Raw genomic sequence first — 21,545 nt, 5'->3', positions numbered from 1 at the left:
CCAATTGATCCGGGGAGATGTTTTTCAATGTCCGATTTCAACTGGAACGTTCAGTTGCCACTGCGCTTTGGCCTGACCGAAGCACAGCAGATGCATCTTGTCAGGGCCTTGCCGGACGCCCCGCAAAGGGAGGGCTTCGAAGCCTTTATCCAGCAACGGTTTCGCAGGGCCCACGGTGCCGATGTTCGCCACTTCATGCCGGAGCTGTTTGGCATGAGCGATGCGTCCGGCACGCTATGCGCGGTGGTTGGCGTGCGTCTGGCGAGCGGCGGACCGCTGTTTCTGGAAGGTTACCTGGACGAGGCGATCGATGCGCTGATCAGTGCCGCGGCCGACCAGACCGTAAGCCGCTCAGCCATCGTCGAGGTCGGCAACCTGGCTGCCAGCGACACCGGCAGCGCACGGATGAGCATCATTGCGATGACCTACCTGCTCGCCATGGGGGGGCTGGAATGGGTCGCCTTCACCGGAAACCTGGGGCTCGTCAATAGCTTTCATCGCCTTGGCTTGAAGCCCGTGACCCTGTGTGCTGCCGACCCGGCGCGTCTTGGCGAAGACCGCCACGCCTGGGGCAGTTACTACGAAAGCAAACCGTGGGTTCATTTCGGCAATATTCGTTCCGGTTTCATTCATTTACGCAACACCGGCCTGTTCAGTCGCCTGGGCTTGCCGACTTCCATTGAAGGGGCCTGCCATGTCGCCTGAAATGGAGCGTTTCAAACAGATCCTGCGTCATCATGCTGAGCAAAAAACCAACACCATTGCCTTGTGGGATGACCTTCGCCAGCTCGACTACGCCACGCTCTATGCCGAGGTCATTTATCGTCAGCAGCGCCTGCGCGATGAACGAGTCAGGGTGGTCGCCCTGGCCCTGGACAATGGTATCGAAGCCCTGCTGTGGGACCTGGCCGCGTTGTTCGAGGGGTTGACCTGCGTGGCCTTGCCGCCTTTTTTCAGTCCGGCGCAACGCAAGCATTGCCTGGAGCAAAGCCAGGCCGAACACGTCATTGCCGAACCGCCATTGCAGGACGAACTGCAAGGCGCTGGATATCAGAAGTGCGGCGAGTTCTGGTACCGCACGTTCAGTGGCCCGAACCGGATGCCCGACGGCACCGCCAAGTTGACCTTCACCTCCGGCACCACAGGCACACCCAAGGGCGTGTGCCTGAGTGCCGACAGCATTCTGCGGGTCGCTCGCGAGCTGGATCAGGCCAGCAAACCCACTGACCCGCAACACCACCTGGCGCTGCTGCCGCTGGCCATTTTGCTGGAGAACATCGGTTGTTACGCCGCACTGTATGCCGGAGCCACCTTGAGCCTGCCCAGCCAGAAAACCCTGGGGATTGCAGGCGCCAGCGGTGTGGAGGTGCCGAAATTGTTGGGATGCCTGGCCAGCCGCTCGCCTCAGAGCCTGGTCTTGGTGCCGCAGTTGTTACTGATGCTGGTCGGTGCTGCCGAGCAGAAGGTTTTCGATCCACAGCACCTGCGTTTTGCCGCCGTTGGCGGTGCCCGGGTCAGTGAAGATCTACTGCATCGCGCTGAACGCGTGCGCATACCCGTCTATGAAGGTTACGGGTTGTCCGAGTGCGCATCGGTGGTCTGCCTCAATCGCCCGCAAGCTCGGCGCCCCGGCAGTGTCGGACGGCCATTGCCCCATGTGGAGATTCGCCTGGCGGATGACGGAGAAGTGCTGATCAAGGGGGCAACCTTGCTGGGCTATCTGGGAGAGGCACCGCACACCGACCCGTGGTGGCCCAGCGGCGATCTCGGCGAGTTCGACGCCGAAGGTTTTCTCTACCTCAAGGGGCGCAAGAAGCATCAGTTCGTGACCAGTTTCGGGCGCAACGTGAACCCCGAGTGGGTGGAAGCCGAGTTGACTCAGCGGGGGCCTATTGCTCAGGCCTTCGTCTATGGCGAGGCGATGCCTCACAACCATGCGCTGCTCTGGCCGCATCACCCGGACTGTACCGACGACCAGCTGGCCGCCGCCGTGGCCCAGGCCAACGAGGCCTTGCCCAAGTACGCCCAGGTCCGCCACTGGAGTCGGCTCGAGCAACCCTTTACTGCCACCAACGGTTTGCTCACCGCCAATGGCCGGCCCCGCCGTGACGCCATCATCGAGCGCTACCGGCGGCAATTGACCGAATCTGCATTTTCCGAGGAATCCGCACCATGAGTTTTTTTGACACGTTGCAGCAAGCCACTGAGCAAGAACGCAATGAGCTGTTCAACCTGCCGATCATCCGTGACGCGCTGCAGGGCGATGTCAGCCTGGAAAGTTACCGGGCCTTTCTGGCACAGGCCTATTACCACGTGCGCCATACCGTGCCATTGATGATGGCCTGCGGTGCGCGCCTGCCATTGCGCCTGGAATGGCTGCGCGAAGCGGTCTGTGAATACATCGAGGACGAATACGGCCACGAACAATGGATACTCAATGACATTCAAGCCTGCGGCGGTGACAGGGACGCTGTTCGCGATGGACGCCCGTCATTGCCGATCGAATTGATGGTCAGCTTCCTTTACGACCTGATCGCCAGGGACAATCCGGTGGGACTGTTCGGCATGGTCAACGTACTCGAAGGCACAAGCATTGCCTTGGCGACCCACGCCGCCGGCAGTATTCGCCAGCGTCTGGACTTGCCCGAAAGCGCGTTCAGCTACCTCAGTTCCCACGGTTCGCTGGATATCGAACATATGCAGACCTACCGTCGACTGATGGACACTCTGGATGACCCGCACGACCAGGCCGCCGTCATTCATGCCTCCAAAGTGGTGTACCGGCTCTACGCCGATATGTTTCGTGGCTTGCCGCGTAACGGGGAGAAGCTGCATGCGCCTGTCTGAAGCCCGCGTCGTGTTGACCGGCGCCAGCGGCGGCATCGGCCTGGCCATCGCCACTGCACTGTGCGCCAGTGGTGCTCGGGTGCTGGCCGTGGCTCGCCATCGGGAGCCCCTGGTGCCGTTGCTCGAGCTTTATCCCAATAATCTGTGTTGGATCCGTGCAGACCTGACGTTGCTCTCCGACCGCCGCGAGGTGCTGGCGCGGGCCCAGGGCATCGGCGGCATCAACCTGCTGATCAATGCCGCCGGGGTCAATCATTTCGCCATGCTCGAACAGCTCGACGACAGTGAGATCAATTCGATGCTCGCGGTGAACATCAGTGCGCCAATGTGCCTGACAAAACTGATGTTGCCGCTGCTCAAGCAAGCCGACAGTGCCATGGTGGTGAACGTCGGTTCGACCTATGGCTCCATTGGCTACCCCGGCTACGCCAGTTACTGCGCCACCAAGTTTGCCCTGCGCGGGTTCTCCGAAGCCCTGCGCCGAGAGCTGGCAGACACCCGGGTCAGTGTGCTCTACGTCGCCCCGCGAGCGACCCGTACCGGCATGAACAGCCCGGCAGCCCAAGCGCTCAATGATGCGCTCAAAGCCAATGTCGACGATCCGCAAACCGTGGCGGCCGCGGTGACTCACGCCATTGCCGGTGACCGTCGCGACTTGTACCTGGGCTGGCCCGAGCGTTTTTTTGTACGCCTGAACAGCCTCCTGCCCCATCTGGTGGACCGTGGATTGCGCAAGCAATTGCCACTGATCCGCCGCCTGAGCCAGAAACCCAACCACGAGAATCTCGAACCATGAAAAAGATCATCGCTTGCCTGCTGCTGGGCGCATTGAGCCAGGGTGTCTGGGCGCTGGATGCTGCCGACCAGCAGCGTCTCAACGGTATCCAGCAAAGCTGGGCGCACATTCAGTACGAGTTGCCCGAGGGACAACGCACTGCGGCTTTTGAAAAGCTGGCCGCCCAGGCTTCGAGCTTCAAGCAGGAACGTCAAACGGTGGCGGAGGCCTGGATCTGGTCTGGCATCGTCACCAGTAGCTGGGCGGGTGCCCAGGGTGGACTGGGTGCGCTGAGCAAGGTCAAGGATGCCAAAGCCGATCTGGAAAAAGCCCTGGCCCTGGACCCCAAGGCCCTGCAAGGCTCAGCCTATACCAGTCTGGGGGCCCTCTATGACCGCGTACCGGGCTGGCCCATCGGTTTCGGCGATTCGGACAAGGCCGAGCAGTTGCTCAAGCTGGCATTGCAAATAAACCCCAACGGCATCGACAGCCTGTACTTCTGGGGCGATCACCTCTACCGTCAGAAGCGGTATGTCGAAGCCAGGGCCGCGCTGCAAAAAGCCTTGCAGGCTGCGCCCCGTCCTGGCCGCGAGAGCGCTGACGCCGGGCGCCGCAAGGAGATCGAAACGCTGTTGGTGGACGTGAACAAGAAACTCGGCTGACAGGAGACCCTGTGCGTTTATTACTCGTAGAGGATGACGTGGCGCTCGGCGAGGGCATTCATCAGGCCCTGCGCCGTGAAGGTTATACCGTCGACTGGCTGCAGGACGGCAATAATGCCTTGCACTCGCTGCTCAGTGAAATCTTCGATCTGGCGGTGCTCGACCTTGGCCTGCCACGCATGGACGGTCTCGAAGTGCTCAGGCGCTTGCGAGACAGCGGCTCCAACCTGCCGGTGCTGATCCTGACGGCGCGCGATGCCACTGAAGACCGCATCGCCGGCCTGGATGCCGGCGCCGATGACTACCTGATCAAGCCCTTCGACCTGGCAGAATTGAAGGCGCGCATACGTGCGTTGCTTCGGCGCAGCGCCGGGCGTGGGCAATCGCTGATCGAGCACGCGGGCATCAGCCTGAACCCCGGCACCCAGCAAGTCAGCTACAAAGGCGAACCGGTGGCCCTGACACCCAAGGAATACCAGTTGCTCCACGAACTGCTCTCGCCACCGGGCCGGGTAATGACTCGCGATCATCTGATGCAGTTGCTGTACGGCTGGAGCGAGGAGGCTGAAAGCAACACGCTGGAAGTGCACATCCATCACCTGCGCAAGAAGCTCTCCACCGATCTGATTCGCACCGTCCGTGGTATCGGTTATCTGGTGGAGGAGCGTCGATGACCTCGATCCGCCGGCGCACCCTGACCCTGATCATTGGCCTGATGCTCGCAGGTCTGGCGGTGATCAGCGTGCTGAACCTGCACGACAGCAACCATGAAATTGCCGAAGTCTATGATGCCCAACTGGCCCAGAATGCTCGCCTGCTGCAAGGCGTCATGCGTATGCCCATGGTGAGCGAGGATCACGCAGATCTGTACAGGGCTTTCAACCAGGCCCTGAACGAGGCGACGCCCAGGGCCGACGGGCATCCGTATGAGACGAAGATTGCGTTTCAGCTCTGGAATGCCAGGAATGAAGTGCTGGTGCATACCGCCAGTTCTCCGTCTTTCAGCCAACCCCCGGTCACACCAGGCTTCAGCGATGTAGTCGACCTGAACAACCGGCACTGGCGCGCCTTCCTGCTTGAAGACAAGCAGAACAACCTGCGTATCTGGGTGGGGGAACGGGACGACGTGCGCACGGACCTGGTGGACCGCATCGTACGCCACACCTTGTGGCCTAACATTCTGGGGAGTTTGATACTGGCCGCCATGCTCTGGCTGGCCATCGGCTGGGGATTGAAACCTCTGGTCAACATGGCTGCAACACTGCGGGCGAGGCATCCCGGTTCACTCGAACCCCTGCAATTGACGCCGCTGCCTACCGAGCTTGAGCCGATGCAGGCAGCCCTTAACCGTATGCTTGCGCAGATTCAGGAAGTCATGGGACGTGAGCGCCGTTTTATCGCGGATGCCGCCCACGAAATGCGCACCCCCCTGGCCGTGCTCAGGGTGCATGCGCAGAACCTGATGGAAGCGGGGAGCGAAGGGGAGCGTCGTGCGTCGCTTGAACACTTGATTGCCGGAGTGGACCGTACCAGTCGGCTGGTCAATCAATTGCTCACGATGGCACGTATCGAGCCTCAAGCAGGCGCGCGACCGCCTGCACCGATTGACCTGGCAGCCACGGTTCGCGACAGCCTGGTTCAGTTGACGCCCTGGTTGTTGAGCAAGGATCTTGAATTGGTTTTCGATGTCAGCGACGACATCGGCCTTGTGAGGGTCGACCCTGCGGCTATCGACATTGCCTTGAACAACCTGGTCACCAACGCGGTGAATTTCTCCCCCCGGCACGGCGTGATCACGGTAAAGCTGGTCGAAAAGAGAAACGGCTACGAACTGTCTGTCGAAGATGAGGGGCCGGGTATCGATGAGCAGGATCGTGATCGGCTCTTCGAGCGGTTCTACAGTCGCGCAAACGATCAGGGGGCAGGGTTGGGGCTGACCATCGTCAAGGCCATTGCCGATCGCCTGGGTGGACAGATCAGACTGGAGAACCGCATCGCTGGCGGTTTACGCGCCACGTTGGAAATCTGTCGCGTTTGACGTTGTGCCTGGTTATGCCTGGTGCTGTGGTCGGATGAAAGACGGATCCGGTTTTATGAGGGTTTCTGTTTTTTATGCACTTAATTAAAAAAAACAGATAGTTGGGAGGTAAAGGTAGTGTGTTTTGTAAGATTTATCCTTGGTTAGAATTCTGATTGCATCCGACCTGAGTCTGATATCCGTACGCCTGGAGCCCGGGACATGCGACTGATGACCGGCGCCTTCCCGGGTTCCCTGCTATTAATCAATGTGTATCCGAATGCTTATCCTTGCGGGAGCGTCTCATGAGTCCATTCATTCGCATCGGTATTGCCGACGACCATCCGATGTTGCGTGAGGGCGTTGCCAATACGCTGAGAAAACGGCCGGATCTTCAGGTCGTGGAGCAGGGCGCCAACGCGCAGGATGCCATGGATATCGCGCAGAGGGAGCGTCCGGACGTGATGTTGATGGACGTCAATATGCCGGGTGATGTTTTCGCCGCGGTGCGGTTCATTTCCACGCAGCTGTCGGATGTGAAGGTGCTGATGCTGACGGTTTCGGAATCCGAGGATGACGCCTTCCTGGCACTGGAGGCCGGCGCACGCGGGTATGTGTTGAAAGGTGTCAGCGGGCCGGAACTGGTCCTGGCAATCAGGACGGTTGCCAAGGGGGAGTCGTACATCACTCCCGAGTTTGCCAACAAACTGCTGAGCAACATCAAGAAGCACGAAGCGGAAACCCGCAAGTTCGACCTGACCCATCGCGAGGAAGAGGTCATTCGCGAAGTGTCCAAGGGGCTGACCAACAGGGAAGTGGCGCAAAAGCTGTTGATCAGCGAAAAAACCGTCAAGCATCACATGGGCTGCGTGATGCAGAAGCTCAACGCGAGAAATCGAGTCGAAGCGGTCACGGCTCTGCGCCACTACCGGGAGCGCGAAGCGATCGGGCACCTCCACATCGGCGCGGCGAAAGCGTCAATGGATGCCGAAACGGCGCCTGACTAGAGTTTGAACTGTGCATTGACCGACGTACCCGTGTCGCAGGAGTCGATGCTGAACAACCCGCCCAGGGATTCGACGCGATAGCGCAAACCGGCGAGGCCCAATCGGGTTCTACCGGATTTCTCGAGCTGCATTGCGTCCGCCGCCATGCCTGGACCACTGTCTCTGACGCTGATGTTCAATACGCCATCAATGTACTTCGCCTGGATGACCTGACCCTCGCCGTTGGCATGCCGGTATGCGTTGTTGAGGGTTTCTTGCACAAACCGGTACAGACAGAGTTTGAGCGGCAATGGCGCGGCCTTCGGTAGCTGCCCCAGGGTCAATGTGACCTTGGTGCCCGTGCGTTGCTCGTGCCGTTGCGCCACCAGTTGCAACTCTTCCACCAGGCTCACGTCGTTGATTTCCGGAAGTGCCAGGCCTCGTGATAAATCCCGGACCTCACGCAATGCGTCGGTAGCGGCGCCACGGATGGTTTCCAGCGATTCCTGATCGACCGCCGTGCAGTTTTCGGCCAGGTCATCGAGCCGGATCAGAATCAAGGTCAATAGCTGCGCCGGCCCATCGTGCAGGTCTGCGCCAATGCGCCTCAAGGTGAGTTCGTTGACTCGGGAAAACTCCTGGGTAGCCGTTGCCATCTTGTGCTGCAGTTCAGCATTGCTGATGTGCAAACGGGTTTGCTCTATCAGCCGCAAGTGCAGTGCCACCTGTTGTTGCTGGATAATCCTGTCACCGCGTCGCACGATGAAGAAAAGCAGGGTCAGCATGGCCAGTGTCGCGGCGCCGACAACCCCCCATACCTCCTCCCGGACCCGATTGATCTCGCGCCTGAGGCTATCGGCCTTTTCATAAAATTCGCCGACCGCGATGATTTTTCCGGAGCGTGAATCCCGCAGGGGCGCGTAGATTTCATAGAGCGGCACATTGAGCGTGCGCTCGAACGCGTTCTCATCCTGGGTCAATTCTTGAAGATCGGTGACCACTTTGCCCTTGAGTGCCTCGGTGATTTCATCCAGCGGGAATTGAACGTTGGTGATGTCTTTGTTCGTGCTGTAGACCACCGTGCCATCTGCTCGCCAGATCTTGATCGAGACAATGTGCTGTTTCAGCGAACGACTTTCCGTGAGGCGGTCCAGGGACTGGACACTTGCTGCCGAGAGGGTGTTGTCCTGGCTCAACTCCTGCACAAAGGGCTCCAGGAACGTATCCATGTACTGAGCGCCTGCTTCCGCTGCGCTGTGTACCGCGGCACTTTCTATGCGTACGCTCACCAGATTGCCGACGAAAAACATGGTCAGCCCCAGGATCACCGCAGCGGCAATGACAAACTGGGTCGAGTGACTCAGCCTGTGTGCCCGGACCCTCATCCATGTACGCCAGAGGCCATTGCGACTTGCATCGCTAACAGGGGCTGGTTCGTCCATCGCCCCGGCCTCCTGCGCGGGAAACGTCTGGTTTTCCGATTCGACTTTTGCATCTTTTGCCATAGGTCCGGCTCCCTGATCATCGAGACAGGTCGGCTGGAAACCCGGCAGTTCAACGTAAATCCCGAGATTGACGCCAGGCCCATGACTGACAGTAGTTCACTGCATGTCGAGGCGACAGTTTCAGCGTGGGCAGGGTCCCCTGTGGGAGCTGGCTTGTCGGGTCGCCGCATCGCAGCGATGGTCGTTAACGATAACGCGGGCGAACTGGATGAACGCGGCGCACTGGAGTCCATCGCCAGCAGGCTGGCTCCTACAGTAGTTTCAGCGTGGGCACGTACCCTTGTGGGAGCTGGCTTGCCAGCGATGGTCGTTAACGATTACGCGTGTGAACTGGATGAACGCGGCGCACTGGAGTCCATCGCCAGCAGTCTGGCTCCTACAGTTTCAGCGTGGGCACGGTCCCCTGTGGGAGCTGGCTTGCCTGCGATGGTCGTTAACGATTACGCGTATGAACTGGATAAACCCGGCCTATGTTCAGGCTTGCGCGGCGCTGACCTCGCCAGTGATCGTGGCGTTCTTGCGGACCGCTTGATACAGCAGGCTCGATACCATGAACCCGACAATGGCCAGCAGGCTCATCAACGAGAAGACGTAGTTGTAGCCTTGTTGACCTGGGAAGTGGTCGAGTATCGCGCCATAGATGACGTAGGCAAACATCCCCGGCGCATAGCCGATCAGGCACCCAATGCCAAAGGCCGAGCCCGTGATGTGCTGGGGAATGCCGACTTCACCCATCGGTGCCCAGAACACACCGCGCATGGAAAACACAATCAGCGCGAAGGAGAGGGTGGCCGCCATGCCTGCGTAGATGAAACCCGGGTTTTTCGGGATGAGCATGATGACGCCCATCAGCGGCAACAACGCCAGGAATGCCCACTTCAGATAACGGCTGGAACTCTTGAACTGCTTGTCGGCAATGAAGCCGCCAGCGGGGCCGCCGAGGATCTTGAGGAAGTACTGGTTGATGATGCCGTAGGCGCCCACCAGGGCCACGGGCAGTTCGTACATTTCCTTGAGGTAGGGAATGAAATAGGTCAGGCCGCAGTACACGATGTAGACCATGAACACGTTGAGGCTGACCAGCCAGATGCCCGGCACCTTGATGGCCTCGAGCAGGTTCGACAATCCGTTCTTCGGCTTGACGGTCGACTGGGTTTTGCCGCTCTTGAGCAACAGCCAGGTCAGGGTACCGGCAAGAATGTCGATGACCGAATAGAACAGGATCGCCGACTTCAGACCGTTTTCACCGGAGCCCATGGCGACGAAGACGCCCAGCGCAGAGAACGCGACCAGGGTATCAATGACGCCACGACCGCCTTCGAGCAGGCCGAACAGGCGCCCCTGTTCCTTATCGTCACCCAGGTTGCGGATGGCTTTGAGCAGCGAAGGCCAGAAGAGGCAGTCGGCACACACGGCCAGCAGGCAGAACACCACCAGCAGGTTGCTGAAGGGCGGAAAGGTCGCCAGGTAAAGCCCGAGAGCGCCGGTACCGATCAGGCCGAGGGGGATCAGCTTGCGCGTGTCGTACCGGTCGGCGAGCATGCCGCCCACTACGAACAGCGCGGTGGCGATGATGGCGTTGGCGCTCAGCAGCACGCCGATTTCAGTGTGGGACAGACCCATGAATTCCTGCATGGGGATGTAGAAGGCGTCTTTGAGATTCGCTAGCTTGTAGATGGTGCCGCCACCGAGGATGAGAATCAGGAATCTGAGCCATTTGGCCTTGTCATGGGATGTCATTATTGTTCTCCAGGCGTATTGGGGTAGGCAGTGCCGCTCGGCACGTCAGGTTCAGGCGTCAGCGCAATGGGCCAGGGTCAACTCGGCCAGGGTTCGGAACTCGGCCAGCAGGCCTCGTACATAGGCGACCTGGTTGTTTGCCCAACGGTGTTCATCGGCCAGCATTCGCTCCAGCGAGTAGCCTTGTGGCAGGGCTGTCTCACTCATTTCCCGGTACGCAATGAACGGGTCGGCGGCTTCGTCGAGCTGGCGGAACGCCGGTGCCACGTAGTGGTTTTCCTGCTCGAGAATGAAGGCGATCACTTGCGGGGTTGATTCGCCGAGCATCAACAGTTCGAACAGCATGCGAGCGCTGGGCAGGTCGTCTTCGTCACTGCCTTGCAGCACGCCGTAATGCCCGAAGCCGTTCTGCTCAGGCACGATGCGCACACCCTTGAGGTGGGTCTGGCGTATGTGCGGGGCCAGGGCGCGTAGTGCCGCAAGGGGTTGCTCGCAGGCATTGATCATGTTGCCGAAGTCGAACAGGGCGTGCAGGCGCGGGTGGTTCAGCCGGCTCAGCAGTTGCGCGATCTCGCCGCTCTTGAGTTCCTCGTGCTGCTCGAAGTCGAAGAACAGGTCGTGCTCGTCTGCCTGTTGCGCGAGGTAGTGCAGGTCCGACTCGATCACGTCCATGACCCGGGACAGTGCCCCTTCGTAGCGTGAGTAGACACGGATGTTGCGGGTGCCCAGCGCCTTGGCAATGGCGATCACTTGATCGACATCTTTTTTCAGGGTGCTGCTGATTTCCAGGTGCACGTCCAGCCCGAGGGCATTGGCCTTGGCCGCGAACGCCTGAAGCTGCGTAGGCGTCATTTGACTCAGGCTGTTTTCCTCACCGTCGAGCAGGTGCAGGCTCAGGCCCTGCAGTTCGTGGCGATAGGCGAAGTCCAGCAGGTCGCCCGGGGTGACACGGCCGTGGGTCAGGTTGGTCAGCAAGGGGTAGGCATGGGCAAACAGGCGCAGTTGCCCAAGTCGGTCGAGCAACTGGCGGGCCAGTGCCTCGGTCAGTAGCGGGGGAGCCTCGGCCTCGACAGCCTTATGGCTGAGCAAGGCGTTGAATCGTTCCTGGATCTTATTGTTCATTCGAGTCGTTCCTGGTTCAGACACCGGGTCTACCGGCGCAGCCTTTATCGCGCCAGTCAGGAACTCTCGATAGATCCATTATCAGTTAAATCATAAGACCACTTGCCCGGTGTCAGGTGGCCGATTGCAGGTAGCCCATTGTGTCCAGGGCCTGGGCCAGTGCTTCGACCCGCGCCTGGGCCTGGTCTTCGGGAGTGCTGGCAAAGCCGATCAGCAGCGCCGGCGGCAAGACGTGCTCCAGGCAATAGTCACTCAGGGGATAAGTATGAATGCCATGCTGGCCGAGTTCCCTGGCCAGGGCGTCGCCGTCGAGATGCGCGGGTAACCAGGCGATCAGGTGCATGCCGGCTTCCACCGGGGTGATCCTGAAGAAAGTCCCCAGCTGTTTCTGCAGCTGTTCGACCAGTGCCTGCTGGCGAGCCTGGTACAGGGCGCGCATCCGGCGAATATGGCCGAGGAAGTGGCCTTCGCGCATGAAGTCCGCCGTGGCGGCCTGAAGCAGGGTGGGCGGGCTGCGATCCATGACCGCCCGCAAGGTGCAGAAGGGTTCGACCAGGGCGTTCGGCAGTATCACGTACCCCAGTCGCAGCGAGGGGAAGAGCACCTTGCTGAAGGTCCCGGCGTAGATGACCCGGGCCCACTGGTCCATGGCATAGAGTGCTGGCAGCGGGCGGCCGTTGTAGCGAAACTCACTGTCGCAATCGTCCTCGATGATCCAGCTTTGATTCCGGGCGGCCCAGTCGATGAGTTCCTGGCGTCGCGCATAACTCATGGTGACGCCCAGGGGATGCTGGCGAGAAGGGGTGGTAAACACCAGGCGGGCGTCAGGACACAACGCCAGGCCTTGCCGGACATCGATCCCCTGTTCGTCGATACGCAAAGGCACGACCTGGCCACCCTGGGCCTGGAGCGCAATGCGCGCCGCGATATGCCCCGGGTCTTCCATCCAGAAACTGTCCTGCGGATTGAGCAACAGCATGCCCAGCAGGTTGAAGGCTTGCTGGGCGCCGGACACGATGACCACTTGATCGGCACTGCAATCAATGCCGCGGGCATCGAAGACGTACTCGGCAATCGCCTCGCGCAGGGCCAGCAACCCCTGCAGTTCGCCATAGCCGAGCATGGCCTTGGTCGGCTTGTGCAGGTGGCGGTTCAACAGGCGCTTCCAGACCGATTGCGGGAACGCATCGTAGGCGCTGTGACTGGGCAGGAACGAGGTCGGGCTGCCGGTCGCCCAGTCAGCATAGGAAACACCGCGAAAATGATCGCTGCGCAACGACAGCATCGACTGGCTCAGGTCGGACAGGCGAGGCGGCTGGCGCTTGTGCTCATCGTCTTCAATGCCGCGGCCTTCCCATTCATGGCCGACGTAAGTCCCGGCCCCGGTCCGCGACGTCAGGAAACCTTCGGCAATCAGCTGATCGAACGCATTGAGAATGCTGATTCGCGACAGCTGCAGTTCCTTGCTCAGGGTCCGGGTGGACGGCAGGCGCACGCCGCCCTGAAGCCTGCCACTGAGAATCTGTTTGCGAATCTGCAAGTAGAGTTGGCGGTACAAGGGGATGGAACTGGCACGGTCCAGTTCGATACCCGACAACAGCAAACCTGCGGAGGATTTCATTATTCGTTCGTCTGGATGGAATGTGGTCTGGCCTGAATCGCTGTCAGGCACCCGGGTGCGAAAGGGTAGCGAGGGGCGCTGGATAAGTCATCCACCCCGGCGTCACTTGAGAATCATGGACGGGTTTTCGCAGGCAAGCGTTCAAACCTTGCCGGCCCACTGTAGGAGCTGCCGAAGGCTGCGATCTTTTGATCTTCACAATTCAAAAATCAACATCAAAAGATCGCAGCCTTCGGCAGCTCCTACAGGTCGATAGGCTCAAATAAAAAGGTCTCGCCAACTCTTCCGCCGGAGCCTTCTCACCGTGAGCCAGGTTGGGTGCCCCCCCATAGGTTGGATAAAGAAGGGCGTCTGACCGCCATGCGCCATGCCCAAAAGGCCCAGGAAAAAATCAGCAGGAAGTAACAGATTGTAAATTTGAACTATACCCAATAGGGCAATCGCTCGTGGCCCCGGGACATGATGCCTTCCCAGAGACTCGTCCCAGGAACTTCAACGTCGGACAGACCGAGAAATTCCGGTTATGAACGCTTTGAAGATCGCTGCCAGCAATGCGCTGCGTTTACAGGCTCAAGGCCTGATCAAGCATTAGCCCCAGTCCGGCCGCGTGTTGCACGTCGCCAGGCCCAAGTTCAAAACACTGAACAAGGCAAGGAGTTTGCGATGGCTGATTCAAGCAAGAAAATGGGCCTGATGGGGCTCACGACGCTGGTAACGGTCAACATGATGGGCTCAGGCATCATCATGTTACCCACCAACATGGCTCAACTGGGTGCCGTCTCGCTGCTGTCATGGATCTTCACCGCGATCGGCTCGATGGCCATCGCTTACTGCTTTGCCCAATGCGGAGTCTTCTGTTCGCGTTCCGGCGGCTTGTCCGCCTACACCGAAGAGGCCCATGCGAAGTCGGGGTTTTTCCTCTGCTCGTACCTGTACTTCCTGTCCCTGGCCATCGCCAACGTGGCCGTGGCCATTTCGGCAGTGGGCTACATGACGGCCTTCGTGCCCTGGCTGGGCACGGGTGCCATTCCGCTGTGCATCGGCACGATCTCGCTGATCTGGCTGACCACTTTCGCCAACTTCGGTGGTCCTGGCATCACCGGCAAGATCGGCGCGTTCACGGTGTGGGGCGTGATCATTCCGGTAGCCGGCCTTAGCATCATCGGCTGGTTCTGGTTCAAGCCCGATGTGCTGGCCGCCGCCTGGAACCCCAACAGCCTGCCGATTTCCGAAGCCATCAGCAAAGCCATCCCCCTGACCCTGTGGGCCTTCCTGGGCATGGAGTCGGCGGCCCAGGCCACCGATGCCGTGGAAAACCCCAAGCGCAATGTGCCGCTGGCCTGCCTGTTCGGCACCCTCGGTGCCGCCGTGGTCTATGTGCTGTCGACCACTGTCATCCAGGGCATCATTCCCAATGCCGAACTGGCCAAGTCCTCGGCGCCTTTCGCGCTGGTCTACGCCACGATATTCAGTCCGATGGTGGGCAATGTCGTCATGGCCCTGGCGGTCATGGCCTGCGTCGGCTCGCTGTTGGGCTGGCAATTCACCCTGGCGCAAACGGCGAAGATGACGGCTGACCAGAACCTGTTCCTCAAGCTGTTCAGCAAGGTCAACTCGATGAATGCGCCCGTCGTCGGCATGATCGTCTGCGGTGTACTGCAAACCCTGATGGCCCTGTCGACCATCTCCCCCGACGCCGCCGCGCAGTTCAGCAAGCTGGTCAGCCTGGCGGCGGTCACCAATCTGATTCCCTATATCACTGCGCTGACCGGCCTGCTGGTGATCATGCACAAGGCCGGGGTCTCATCAGCGATTCGCACGCGTAACGTGGTGGTCTTGCTGATTGCCGTCACGTACTCCCTGTACGCCCTGTATGCCTGCGGCAAGGACGCGGTGATGGGCGGCACCCTGGTGCTCGCTGTCGGCTACCTGCTCTACGGATTCCTCGCCAAGCGCTTCACCGAAGTGCCAGCGGCCAGCCAGGCCAGGCCTGCAAACCCTCAGGCGTAGCCATCAGGACTGCACAGACATCTGCATACGGGGAAACCGGACATGAACGTACCATTTGCCACAACCACCAGACTGCTGCTTGCCTTCGCACTCTTGACGCTGCCACTGATGGCCGGCGCCAACACCCTTGAACGCGTGCGCAGCAGCCACACCTTTAACCTGGGTTACTTGCCGGACCTGGCGCCCTTCAGCAAGCAGGAAGGCGACAAGGCCAGCGGTTATGCCATCGACCTGTGCCTGAAAGTCGCCGACAAGCTCAAGAGCGAACTGGGCCTGCCCGACCTGCAAGTGCACTACCTGCCGGTCACGGTTGCGGACCAGGTCAGTGCAGTGAGCCAGGGCAAGGTGGATATCCTCTGCACGCCGACTGCGCCCACTCTGGAACGGCGCAAGATGATCAGCTATTCCATCCCGGTCTACACCGCCGGCCTCTCGGTCGTGGTGCGCAACGATGCGGCCGAACCCTTGCTCAATGTGCTCAATGGCAAGGTCGCCAATAGCGGTCCGACCTGGCGTGCCAGCATCAACAATGGCCTGGCCAACCAGACCTACGCGACCCTCGAGGGCGGGGTGACCGAAGACTGGATTCGCGAACGGATGCGCCTGCTCAACGTGATCGCCTCGCTGGTGACCGTGGCCAACAATGACGAGGGCGTCAAGCTGGTCGCCGAGGGCAAGGCCGATGCCTTCTTCTCCGAACGCATGCTGCTGCGAAACGAAATCGCCAAGGGCGGTGCGGCGCAGAACCTGATGATCCTGGACCGTATTTTCGAGTACTCGCCGGTGGCGATGATGGTCGATCGCAATGACGAAGACTTCCGCCTACTGGTCGATACGGCCCTGAGTGAAGCCTATTACTCGGGCTTTGTTGAAAAGGCCTACGACCAGTATCTGGGCGGGAGCAACCTTACCGTGAAGAGACTGTTCAGGGTGTATGCGTTGCCGTAGCGGCATCTTGCAAACCTGTGGCGAGGGAGCTTGTCGGATCGCCGCACCGTCCCGCTGGACTGCGCAGCGCCCCGAAAAAAGAGGGACTGCTGCGCAGTCCAACGGGAGCAAGCTCCCTCGCCACAGGGATGCCATTGGTTCGGAGCCGCATCAATTGGCGAGGACCCTGGCGAAGCAGGAATCGCCCTGTCGCTACTAACGGTTAAAACGCTCGGCCAGGCTGTGCAGGTATTCGGCCATGACTTCAAGATCCTGGCTGATCGCGGCACCTTGTTTGGCCTGCCCGGCGCTGTGATCACAGAGCTGGGCAATACGCGTGATCTGCTGATTGATGTCTTCGGCCACGTGGCTTTGCTCTTCAGACGCCGAGGCCATCTGCTGGCTCATTCCGGTAATCCGGGTGACGGCCTGACTGATGCCGACCAGCGCCGACTGCACTGCCTCGACACGCTGCATGCTTTCGCGGGACATCTGCTCACCACGGCTGGCCGTAGACACTGCGCGATCGGCACCGTCGTACAGAGAGGCAATGATGCCGTGGATCTGCTCGGTGGAGGTGCGGGTGCGTTGTGCCAGGGAGCGCACCTCGTCGGCCACCACGGCAAAGCCGCGACCTTGCTCACCGGCCCGGGCCGCCTCGATCGCCGCATTGAGCGCGAGCAGGTTGGTCTGTTCGGCAATGGACGTGATGACATCCACGACACTGCCGATCGATTGCGTTTCACTGGCCAATGCGTTGACCGCCTTGCCGATCTCGTTGACCGCCTCATGCATGGTTTCCATGGCGCTCAGGCTTTGCCGGGCCAGCTCACTGCCCTCACGCGTCAACTGGTCCGCCTGGGACGCGGCATGCGCGGTGCTGATGACGTTCTGGGTGACTTCCTGGATGGTGGCGGCCATCTGTGAGATGGCGGCGGCAGACTGATCGGTTTCACTGCGTTGACGATCCAGCGACTGCGCCTGAGAACCGGAGAGTTCGGATGACTGCGCGGCCTTGGCCTTGACATTGACCCCGGCATCGACGAGTCGGCTCAGGGCGGTCTGCAAGCGCGCTTCCTCACTGACCATGGCCATGTCCAGGCGCCCCTGGGGACCATGGTTGTCGCTGTAGGTGAGCGCGACCAATGGATCGGAAAAGGCTTTTGGATGCTCGGCCAGGGTGCGTTCGATGTCTCTGCGATGCCGGGACTCGATCAGGTACCAGGCCATACACAGGCTCGCCACCATCAGCCCCTGAGCTGCCGAATTGGGCAGCCACTGCTCGGCGAGCAATGAAACTGCGCCAGCGATCAACAACGGCCACCCGTGTTGCAGCGGCCGGGAAATCCGCGTGCTCAGCGAAACGATGGGCTTGCCGGCCCGCATCCGTGCATAGAGTGCTGCTGCCCGACGAACCTGGTCGCGGCTGGGCAGCGAACGAACCGACTCGTAGCCACTCAGGCGTCCGTTTTCATGGATGGGCGTGACGTAGGCACTGACCCAATAGAAATCACCATTCTTCGCGCGGTTTTTCACAATGCCCATCCAGGGCTTGCCTTGCTTGATGGTGTGCCACATGTGAATGAATACCCCGGGAGGCATGTCGGGGTGTCGAACCAGGTTATGGGGCTGGCCCACCAATTCGTCGTAGGTGAAACCGCTGATGGCAACAAAGGCCTCATTGCAGTAGGTGATCCGGCTATCGAGATCGGTCGTGGAGATCAATCGTTGTTCGGCGGGAAATACTCTTTCATGTTCGGTTACGGGTAAATTCACGCGCATACAATGCGGCCCCTCGGATTATTATTATGATGTTGAGCCTGTAAACCAGAACGGACCCGCCGTCAGATCGCGAGATTCAACGCGCGCGGGTCCGAAGAGGAATTTATGGAGGGGGGAGGCTGACGGAGATTCATTCGACGACAATTTCTTTTCATTTCATGACAGGTCCACGATGTCGCTGTGGAATCATGGGTGACGTCGAATCGAGTGAGTTTCGGGGCGCGAGGCATAACCTCGGGTGACGGATGTCGTCGCCCCTCTATTCGAGGCAGGTTCCAGGCATGGCGGGCAAGCCATGGAGAAAGGCGGCAATCTGCCGGCCATTGCGCAAATGCACCACGGGAATCCGCGGGCCCATGGCCAGGTGCACTGCTTCGATACCCGGGCGGTAGCCTCGATCGAAATTCCACACGAACTCAAGGAACGTCAGGAACGCCCGGTCGAGCTTCTCTGCGCAGCCGGCTGCAAGGTCAGGGCGAGGACGGTTCATGAGGCTGCGCAGGATCACCCGGGCGAAGCAGGTGAGGCGCGGCGTATCGAGCCAGATGATCAGGTCGGCCCGGGGCAGGCGCAGGTCAAAGGTGCGCCGGGCATAGTTGCCTTCACAAATCCAGCTATCCGATGCAATCGCTGCGCTGACCCGCGCGCGGAACTGCTCAGCGTCGGGTTCGATCCAGCCGGGCTCCCAGAACAAGGTATCGAGGTGCACCACGGGCAGCCCCAGATGCTTGCCGAGGGCGCGGGCGAGGGTGGATTTGCCGCTGCCGGCATTGCCCAGAATAACAATCCGTTGCACGAGTGACGTCCTGTCGAAAAAAGTTCTTTACGCATTCCCGGGAAACTGTAGGAGCCAGCCTGCTGGCGATGCACTCAAGCGCGCCGCGTTCATCCAGATCACCCGCGTTATCGTTTACGACCATCGCAGGCAAGCCAGCTCCCACAAGGACCATGCCCACACTGGGAAACTGTAGGAGCCAGCCTGCTGGCGATGGACTCAAGCGCGCCGCGTTCATCCAGATCACCCGCGTTATCGTTTACGACCATCGCAGGCAAGCCAGCTCCCACAAAGGACCATGCCCACACTGGGAAACTGTAGGAGCCAGCCTGCTGGCGATGGACTCCAGTGCGCCGCGTTTATCCAGTTCACACGCGTTATCGTTAACGACCATCGCTGGCAGGCCAGCTCCTACAGGAGCCGCGTTTAACCAGGTCACCCGCGTTATCGTTAACGACCATCGCAGGCTGCGCCAGCTCCTACAAGAGGCCGCGTCTGAGTCGAAATCGAAGCGGCCTCCAAACCAGTGAAAGCACCAAAAACAGCCGGCAATTGTGCAGGGTTTTGCTTGCCAGTCAAAGGCCTCTGAGGGAAACCTCGCTGACTTGACGCCTGCCGGCCCGTTTCGTGTGTCAGGCGGATGCACCCAGGCCTTCGGCTTTCTCCTGCGCCGCCACGTCATGCAGGGAAGTCCTCGAGGTCTCCGGCAATGCCAGTCCCCCCGCCAGCGCGAGCAATGCGATCGCGATCAGGTAGAACGCCGGCGACAGGTTGCTGCCGGTGGTGCTGATCAGCCACGTCGCCACCAGCGGCGCGGTGCCGCCGAACAGGGTGTACGCCATGTTGTAGGTGATGGCCGAGGCGGTGTATCGAGTGCGGGTCGGGAAGGTTTCCGAGAGCAAGGCCGCCGTCACCACGCCACACAACACCGCGCCGATCGCCAGGAGCATGACGCCGACGACGGACGCTGCGAACGAGCCGGAGCTGGCCATCAAGAATGAGGGATACACGACAACGATCAACAGCGCGCAGGCCGTCATCACCGTCATGCGACGCCCGACCCGGTCCGAATACAGTCCGGCCAGCGGGCAGATCGCCGCGGCGAACAGCAATGCAATCAGTGACACCAGCAACGCGGTGGCGCGACTCAAGCCACCGGCGACCTGCAGGTAAGTCGCGAAATAGGTGGTGAACATATAAAACGACAGTGCAGTCAGTGACACGAAGGCCCCCAGGCAACAAATCGCCGCCCCATGGTTGCGCAAGGTGTCCTTGAGCGGCGAGTGGGCGACCGCATGTTCCTGGGTCACCGCCTGGAATGCCGGCGTCTCGTCGAGCTTCCAGCGCAAGTAAAGCCCTACCAGGCCCAGCGGCGCAGCGATCAGGAACGGCAAGCGCCAGCCCCAACTGCCCATGGCTTCGGCCGACAATGACGCCTCGAGCGCGTAGGCCACCACGGCGGCCGCGGCGAAGGCAGAAAATGTCGACACCGGGATGAAGCTGCCGTACCAGGCGCGTTTGTCACTCGGTGCATGCTCCATCAGGTAGGCACAGGCACCTGCGTATTCGCCCCCGGCGGAAAAGCCCTGGGCGCAGCGGATCAGCGACAGCAGAATCGGCGCGGTGACCCCGATCGCCGCATAAGTGGGCAGCAGACCGATCAGGGTCGTCGCACCTGCCATCAGCAGAATGGTCATCGCCAGGGTTCGCTTGCGGCCGATCCGGTCCCCCAGCATGCCGAAGAAAATCCCGCCAAGGGGCCGAAACGCGAAGGCCACGGCGAACACGGCGAAGGTCTTGAGCAGCGCGGCACTGGCATCGCCGCTGGGGAAAAATTGCTGGGCGATGGTGGTGGCCAGAAAGCCATAGACGGCGAAGTCGAACCACTCGACGAAATTGCCGATGCCGGCGGCGACAATCACTCTTCTCAGTGTTCCCGGGCTGACTTGTTCCGTATTTGCGCTCGTCATGCTTGACCTCGACAGTTCGTCAGTAAGCTATCGATTATCGGGGCAGGCACGGCGGCGGCTCACTTCAAAAGTGTCATCCACGTAGTCAGTACCGACGAGATAACGCTGAATGGCATCTGATTGGCCGGATAAGGGAACGGGCCGTGTTTTTCGTGAACTTGTAAAGCGCCGGGGGTATTGTCGGTCGCCAGGATCAGATCGATAGGGAAGGGATGAAGATGACATTGACGGCCGAAAGCCTGGTCAGGATCGCAATGACCAACCCGGTCAACGCAGAAATTTACACACGCTTGCCCGAGCTTGGCTTGAACCAATGCATGCTCACGGCCGGTTGCCTGTTCCAGGCCGTCTGGAATCATCAGTCGCAGCGACCGCCAGAATGGGGCGTTAAGGATTACGACGTCTTTTACTTCGATGACGATCTGTCCTGGGAGGCAGAGAATGAGGTCATCCAGTCAGCCCGGCAGCTGTTCAACGACCTCGACGTGAACATTGAGGTGAAGAATCAGGCTCGCGTTCACCTGTGGTACAGCCAGCGGTTCGGCGGGGATTATCCCAGGCTTCAGTCGGCCCGAGACGGGATCGACCGCTACCTGGTTGCCGGTACCTGCATCGGTTGGGATGTCGCCACCGGCGAGGTCTATGCCCCCAACGGCCTGGCCGACACAGAGCACGGATTGCTTCGAATCAATCCATGCAATCCCAGGCCGGACTTGTTCGATCAGAAGGCCAGAAGTTATCAGGCTCGCTGGCCATGGCTCAGGATCATCGCGCCACACAGTTGAACGGGACCAACCGAACTGATC

At 60.3% G+C, this 21,545-nt stretch carries 18 protein-coding genes and 1 pseudogene; 11 read left to right on the top strand and 8 right to left on the bottom strand.

The window, feature by feature from the left end; all coding sequences use genetic code 11:
- The first annotated feature begins 27 nt into the window (after positions 1-27).
- From AC07YV_RS11870 to AC07YV_RS11835, 8 genes are all read left to right on the top strand, one after another.
- On the top strand, positions 28-705 hold the full coding sequence (locus AC07YV_RS11870) for a thermostable hemolysin (RefSeq protein ID WP_102699532.1): 678 nt from the start codon (positions 28-30) through the stop codon (positions 703-705).
- The gene (locus AC07YV_RS11865) at positions 695-2,176 is read left to right on the top strand and encodes an AMP-binding protein (RefSeq protein ID WP_102699533.1); all 1,482 of its coding nucleotides are present in this window, start codon (positions 695-697) and stop codon (positions 2,174-2,176) included. The genes AC07YV_RS11870 and AC07YV_RS11865 overlap by 11 nt, the downstream gene beginning before the upstream one ends.
- Complete coding sequence (locus AC07YV_RS11860) at positions 2,173-2,847, top strand: iron-containing redox enzyme family protein (protein WP_102699534.1); 675 nt, start codon at positions 2,173-2,175, stop codon at positions 2,845-2,847. The genes AC07YV_RS11865 and AC07YV_RS11860 overlap by 4 nt, the downstream gene beginning before the upstream one ends.
- Positions 2,834-3,643, top strand: a complete 810-nt coding sequence (locus tag AC07YV_RS11855) for an SDR family oxidoreductase (protein ID WP_102699535.1) — start codon at positions 2,834-2,836, stop codon at positions 3,641-3,643. Before AC07YV_RS11860 ends, AC07YV_RS11855 begins: the two co-directional genes overlap by 14 nt.
- The gene (locus tag AC07YV_RS11850; RefSeq protein WP_102699536.1) at positions 3,640-4,284 is read left to right on the top strand and encodes a tetratricopeptide repeat protein; all 645 of its coding nucleotides are present in this window, start codon (positions 3,640-3,642) and stop codon (positions 4,282-4,284) included. The genes AC07YV_RS11855 and AC07YV_RS11850 overlap by 4 nt, the downstream gene beginning before the upstream one ends.
- 11 nt (positions 4,285-4,295) lie before the next feature.
- Positions 4,296-4,958, top strand: a complete 663-nt coding sequence (locus AC07YV_RS11845; RefSeq protein ID WP_102699537.1) for a response regulator — start codon at positions 4,296-4,298, stop codon at positions 4,956-4,958.
- The gene (locus AC07YV_RS11840; RefSeq protein ID WP_102699538.1) at positions 4,955-6,322 is read left to right on the top strand and encodes a sensor histidine kinase; all 1,368 of its coding nucleotides are present in this window, start codon (positions 4,955-4,957) and stop codon (positions 6,320-6,322) included. Before AC07YV_RS11845 ends, AC07YV_RS11840 begins: the two co-directional genes overlap by 4 nt.
- 284 nt (positions 6,323-6,606) lie before the next feature.
- Complete coding sequence (locus AC07YV_RS11835) at positions 6,607-7,308, top strand: response regulator (RefSeq protein WP_102699539.1); 702 nt, start codon at positions 6,607-6,609, stop codon at positions 7,306-7,308.
- Here AC07YV_RS11835 and AC07YV_RS11830 read toward each other — a convergent pair.
- From AC07YV_RS11830 to pdxR, 4 genes are all read right to left on the bottom strand, one after another.
- Positions 7,305-8,792: a sensor histidine kinase gene (locus AC07YV_RS11830; protein WP_102699540.1), complete on the bottom strand. Its 1,488-nt coding sequence runs from the start codon at positions 8,790-8,792 to the stop codon at positions 7,305-7,307. The genes AC07YV_RS11835 and AC07YV_RS11830 overlap by 4 nt on opposite strands.
- A gap of 474 nt (positions 8,793-9,266) precedes the next feature.
- Positions 9,267-10,532 (bottom strand): MFS transporter, encoded by a 1,266-nt coding sequence (locus tag AC07YV_RS11825; RefSeq protein ID WP_102699541.1) that lies wholly within the window; start codon positions 10,530-10,532, stop codon positions 9,267-9,269.
- 51 nt (positions 10,533-10,583) lie between these two features.
- Positions 10,584-11,654, bottom strand: coding sequence for a sugar phosphate isomerase/epimerase family protein (locus AC07YV_RS11820; RefSeq protein WP_102699542.1), 1,071 nt, complete (start codon positions 11,652-11,654; stop codon positions 10,584-10,586).
- 112 nt (positions 11,655-11,766) lie between these two features.
- A complete protein-coding gene (pdxR, locus tag AC07YV_RS11815) occupies positions 11,767-13,275 on the bottom strand; it encodes a MocR-like pyridoxine biosynthesis transcription factor PdxR (protein WP_102699543.1) in 1,509 nt (502 codons plus the stop codon).
- Positions 13,276-13,938: 663 nt separating this feature from the next.
- Here pdxR and potE point away from each other — a divergent pair.
- A complete protein-coding gene (gene potE / locus AC07YV_RS11810) occupies positions 13,939-15,285 on the top strand; it encodes a putrescine-ornithine antiporter (RefSeq protein WP_102699544.1) in 1,347 nt (448 codons plus the stop codon).
- A gap of 42 nt (positions 15,286-15,327) precedes the next feature.
- Positions 15,328-16,233 carry an amino acid ABC transporter substrate-binding protein gene (locus AC07YV_RS11805; protein WP_102699545.1) on the top strand — a complete coding sequence of 302 codons (906 nt, stop codon included), beginning with the start codon at positions 15,328-15,330 and terminating at the stop codon, positions 16,231-16,233.
- A 195-nt stretch (positions 16,234-16,428) separates the two neighbouring features.
- Here AC07YV_RS11805 and AC07YV_RS11800 read toward each other — a convergent pair whose 3' ends face one another.
- From AC07YV_RS11800 to AC07YV_RS11785, 4 genes and pseudogenes are all read right to left on the bottom strand, one after another.
- Entirely contained in the window at positions 16,429-17,460 is a 1,032-nt protein-coding gene (locus AC07YV_RS11800) for a methyl-accepting chemotaxis protein (protein ID WP_494990294.1), read from the bottom strand.
- A 255-nt stretch (positions 17,461-17,715) separates the two neighbouring features.
- Positions 17,716-17,994, bottom strand: a pseudogene (locus tag AC07YV_RS11795) (PAS domain-containing protein); the annotation flags it as partial.
- 259 nt (positions 17,995-18,253) lie between these two features.
- Positions 18,254-18,790: a P-loop NTPase family protein gene (locus tag AC07YV_RS11790; RefSeq protein ID WP_102699547.1), complete on the bottom strand. Its 537-nt coding sequence runs from the start codon at positions 18,788-18,790 to the stop codon at positions 18,254-18,256.
- 611 nt (positions 18,791-19,401) lie between these two features.
- On the bottom strand, positions 19,402-20,739 hold the full coding sequence (locus tag AC07YV_RS11785) for an MFS transporter (RefSeq protein ID WP_102699548.1): 1,338 nt from the start codon (positions 20,737-20,739) through the stop codon (positions 19,402-19,404).
- A 218-nt stretch (positions 20,740-20,957) separates the two neighbouring features.
- Here AC07YV_RS11785 and AC07YV_RS11780 point away from each other — a divergent pair, with 218 nt between their 5' ends.
- Positions 20,958-21,524, top strand: coding sequence for a nucleotidyltransferase family protein (locus AC07YV_RS11780; protein ID WP_494990290.1), 567 nt, complete (start codon positions 20,958-20,960; stop codon positions 21,522-21,524).
- Positions 21,525-21,545 lie beyond the last annotated feature (21 nt).

Source organism: Pseudomonas sp. GW456-E7, from assembly GCF_059424105.1.
The sequence above is the reverse complement of the archived record's forward strand: the minus strand, read 5'-3'. Positions and strand labels throughout refer to the sequence as shown.

Bases quoted from the DNA above. Each gene is read 5' to 3' on its own strand.
- AC07YV_RS11820 (WP_102699542.1), bottom strand. From the start codon at position 11,654: ATGAACAATAAGATCCAGGAACGATTCAACGCCTTGCTCAGCCATAAG.
- AC07YV_RS11800 (WP_494990294.1), bottom strand. From the start codon at position 17,460: ATGGTGGCGAGCCTGTGTATGGCCTGGTACCTGATCGAGTCCCGGCAT.
- AC07YV_RS11865 (WP_102699533.1), top strand. From the start codon at position 695: ATGTCGCCTGAAATGGAGCGTTTCAAACAGATCCTGCGTCATCATGCT.
- AC07YV_RS11840 (WP_102699538.1), top strand. From the start codon at position 4,955: ATGACCTCGATCCGCCGGCGCACCCTGACCCTGATCATTGGCCTGATG.
- potE (WP_102699544.1), top strand. From the start codon at position 13,939: ATGGCTGATTCAAGCAAGAAAATGGGCCTGATGGGGCTCACGACGCTG.
- AC07YV_RS11805 (WP_102699545.1), top strand. From the start codon at position 15,328: ATGAACGTACCATTTGCCACAACCACCAGACTGCTGCTTGCCTTCGCA.
- AC07YV_RS11780 (WP_494990290.1), top strand. From the start codon at position 20,958: ATGACATTGACGGCCGAAAGCCTGGTCAGGATCGCAATGACCAACCCG.
- AC07YV_RS11870 (WP_102699532.1), top strand. From the start codon at position 28: ATGTCCGATTTCAACTGGAACGTTCAGTTGCCACTGCGCTTTGGCCTG.
- AC07YV_RS11850 (WP_102699536.1), top strand. From the start codon at position 3,640: ATGAAAAAGATCATCGCTTGCCTGCTGCTGGGCGCATTGAGCCAGGGT.
- pdxR (WP_102699543.1), bottom strand. From the start codon at position 13,275: ATGAAATCCTCCGCAGGTTTGCTGTTGTCGGGTATCGAACTGGACCGT.
- AC07YV_RS11830 (WP_102699540.1), bottom strand. From the start codon at position 8,792: ATGGCAAAAGATGCAAAAGTCGAATCGGAAAACCAGACGTTTCCCGCG.
- AC07YV_RS11855 (WP_102699535.1), top strand. From the start codon at position 2,834: ATGCGCCTGTCTGAAGCCCGCGTCGTGTTGACCGGCGCCAGCGGCGGC.
- AC07YV_RS11835 (WP_102699539.1), top strand. From the start codon at position 6,607: ATGAGTCCATTCATTCGCATCGGTATTGCCGACGACCATCCGATGTTG.
- AC07YV_RS11860 (WP_102699534.1), top strand. From the start codon at position 2,173: ATGAGTTTTTTTGACACGTTGCAGCAAGCCACTGAGCAAGAACGCAAT.
- AC07YV_RS11825 (WP_102699541.1), bottom strand. From the start codon at position 10,532: ATGACATCCCATGACAAGGCCAAATGGCTCAGATTCCTGATTCTCATC.
- AC07YV_RS11785 (WP_102699548.1), bottom strand. From the start codon at position 20,739: ATGACGAGCGCAAATACGGAACAAGTCAGCCCGGGAACACTGAGAAGA.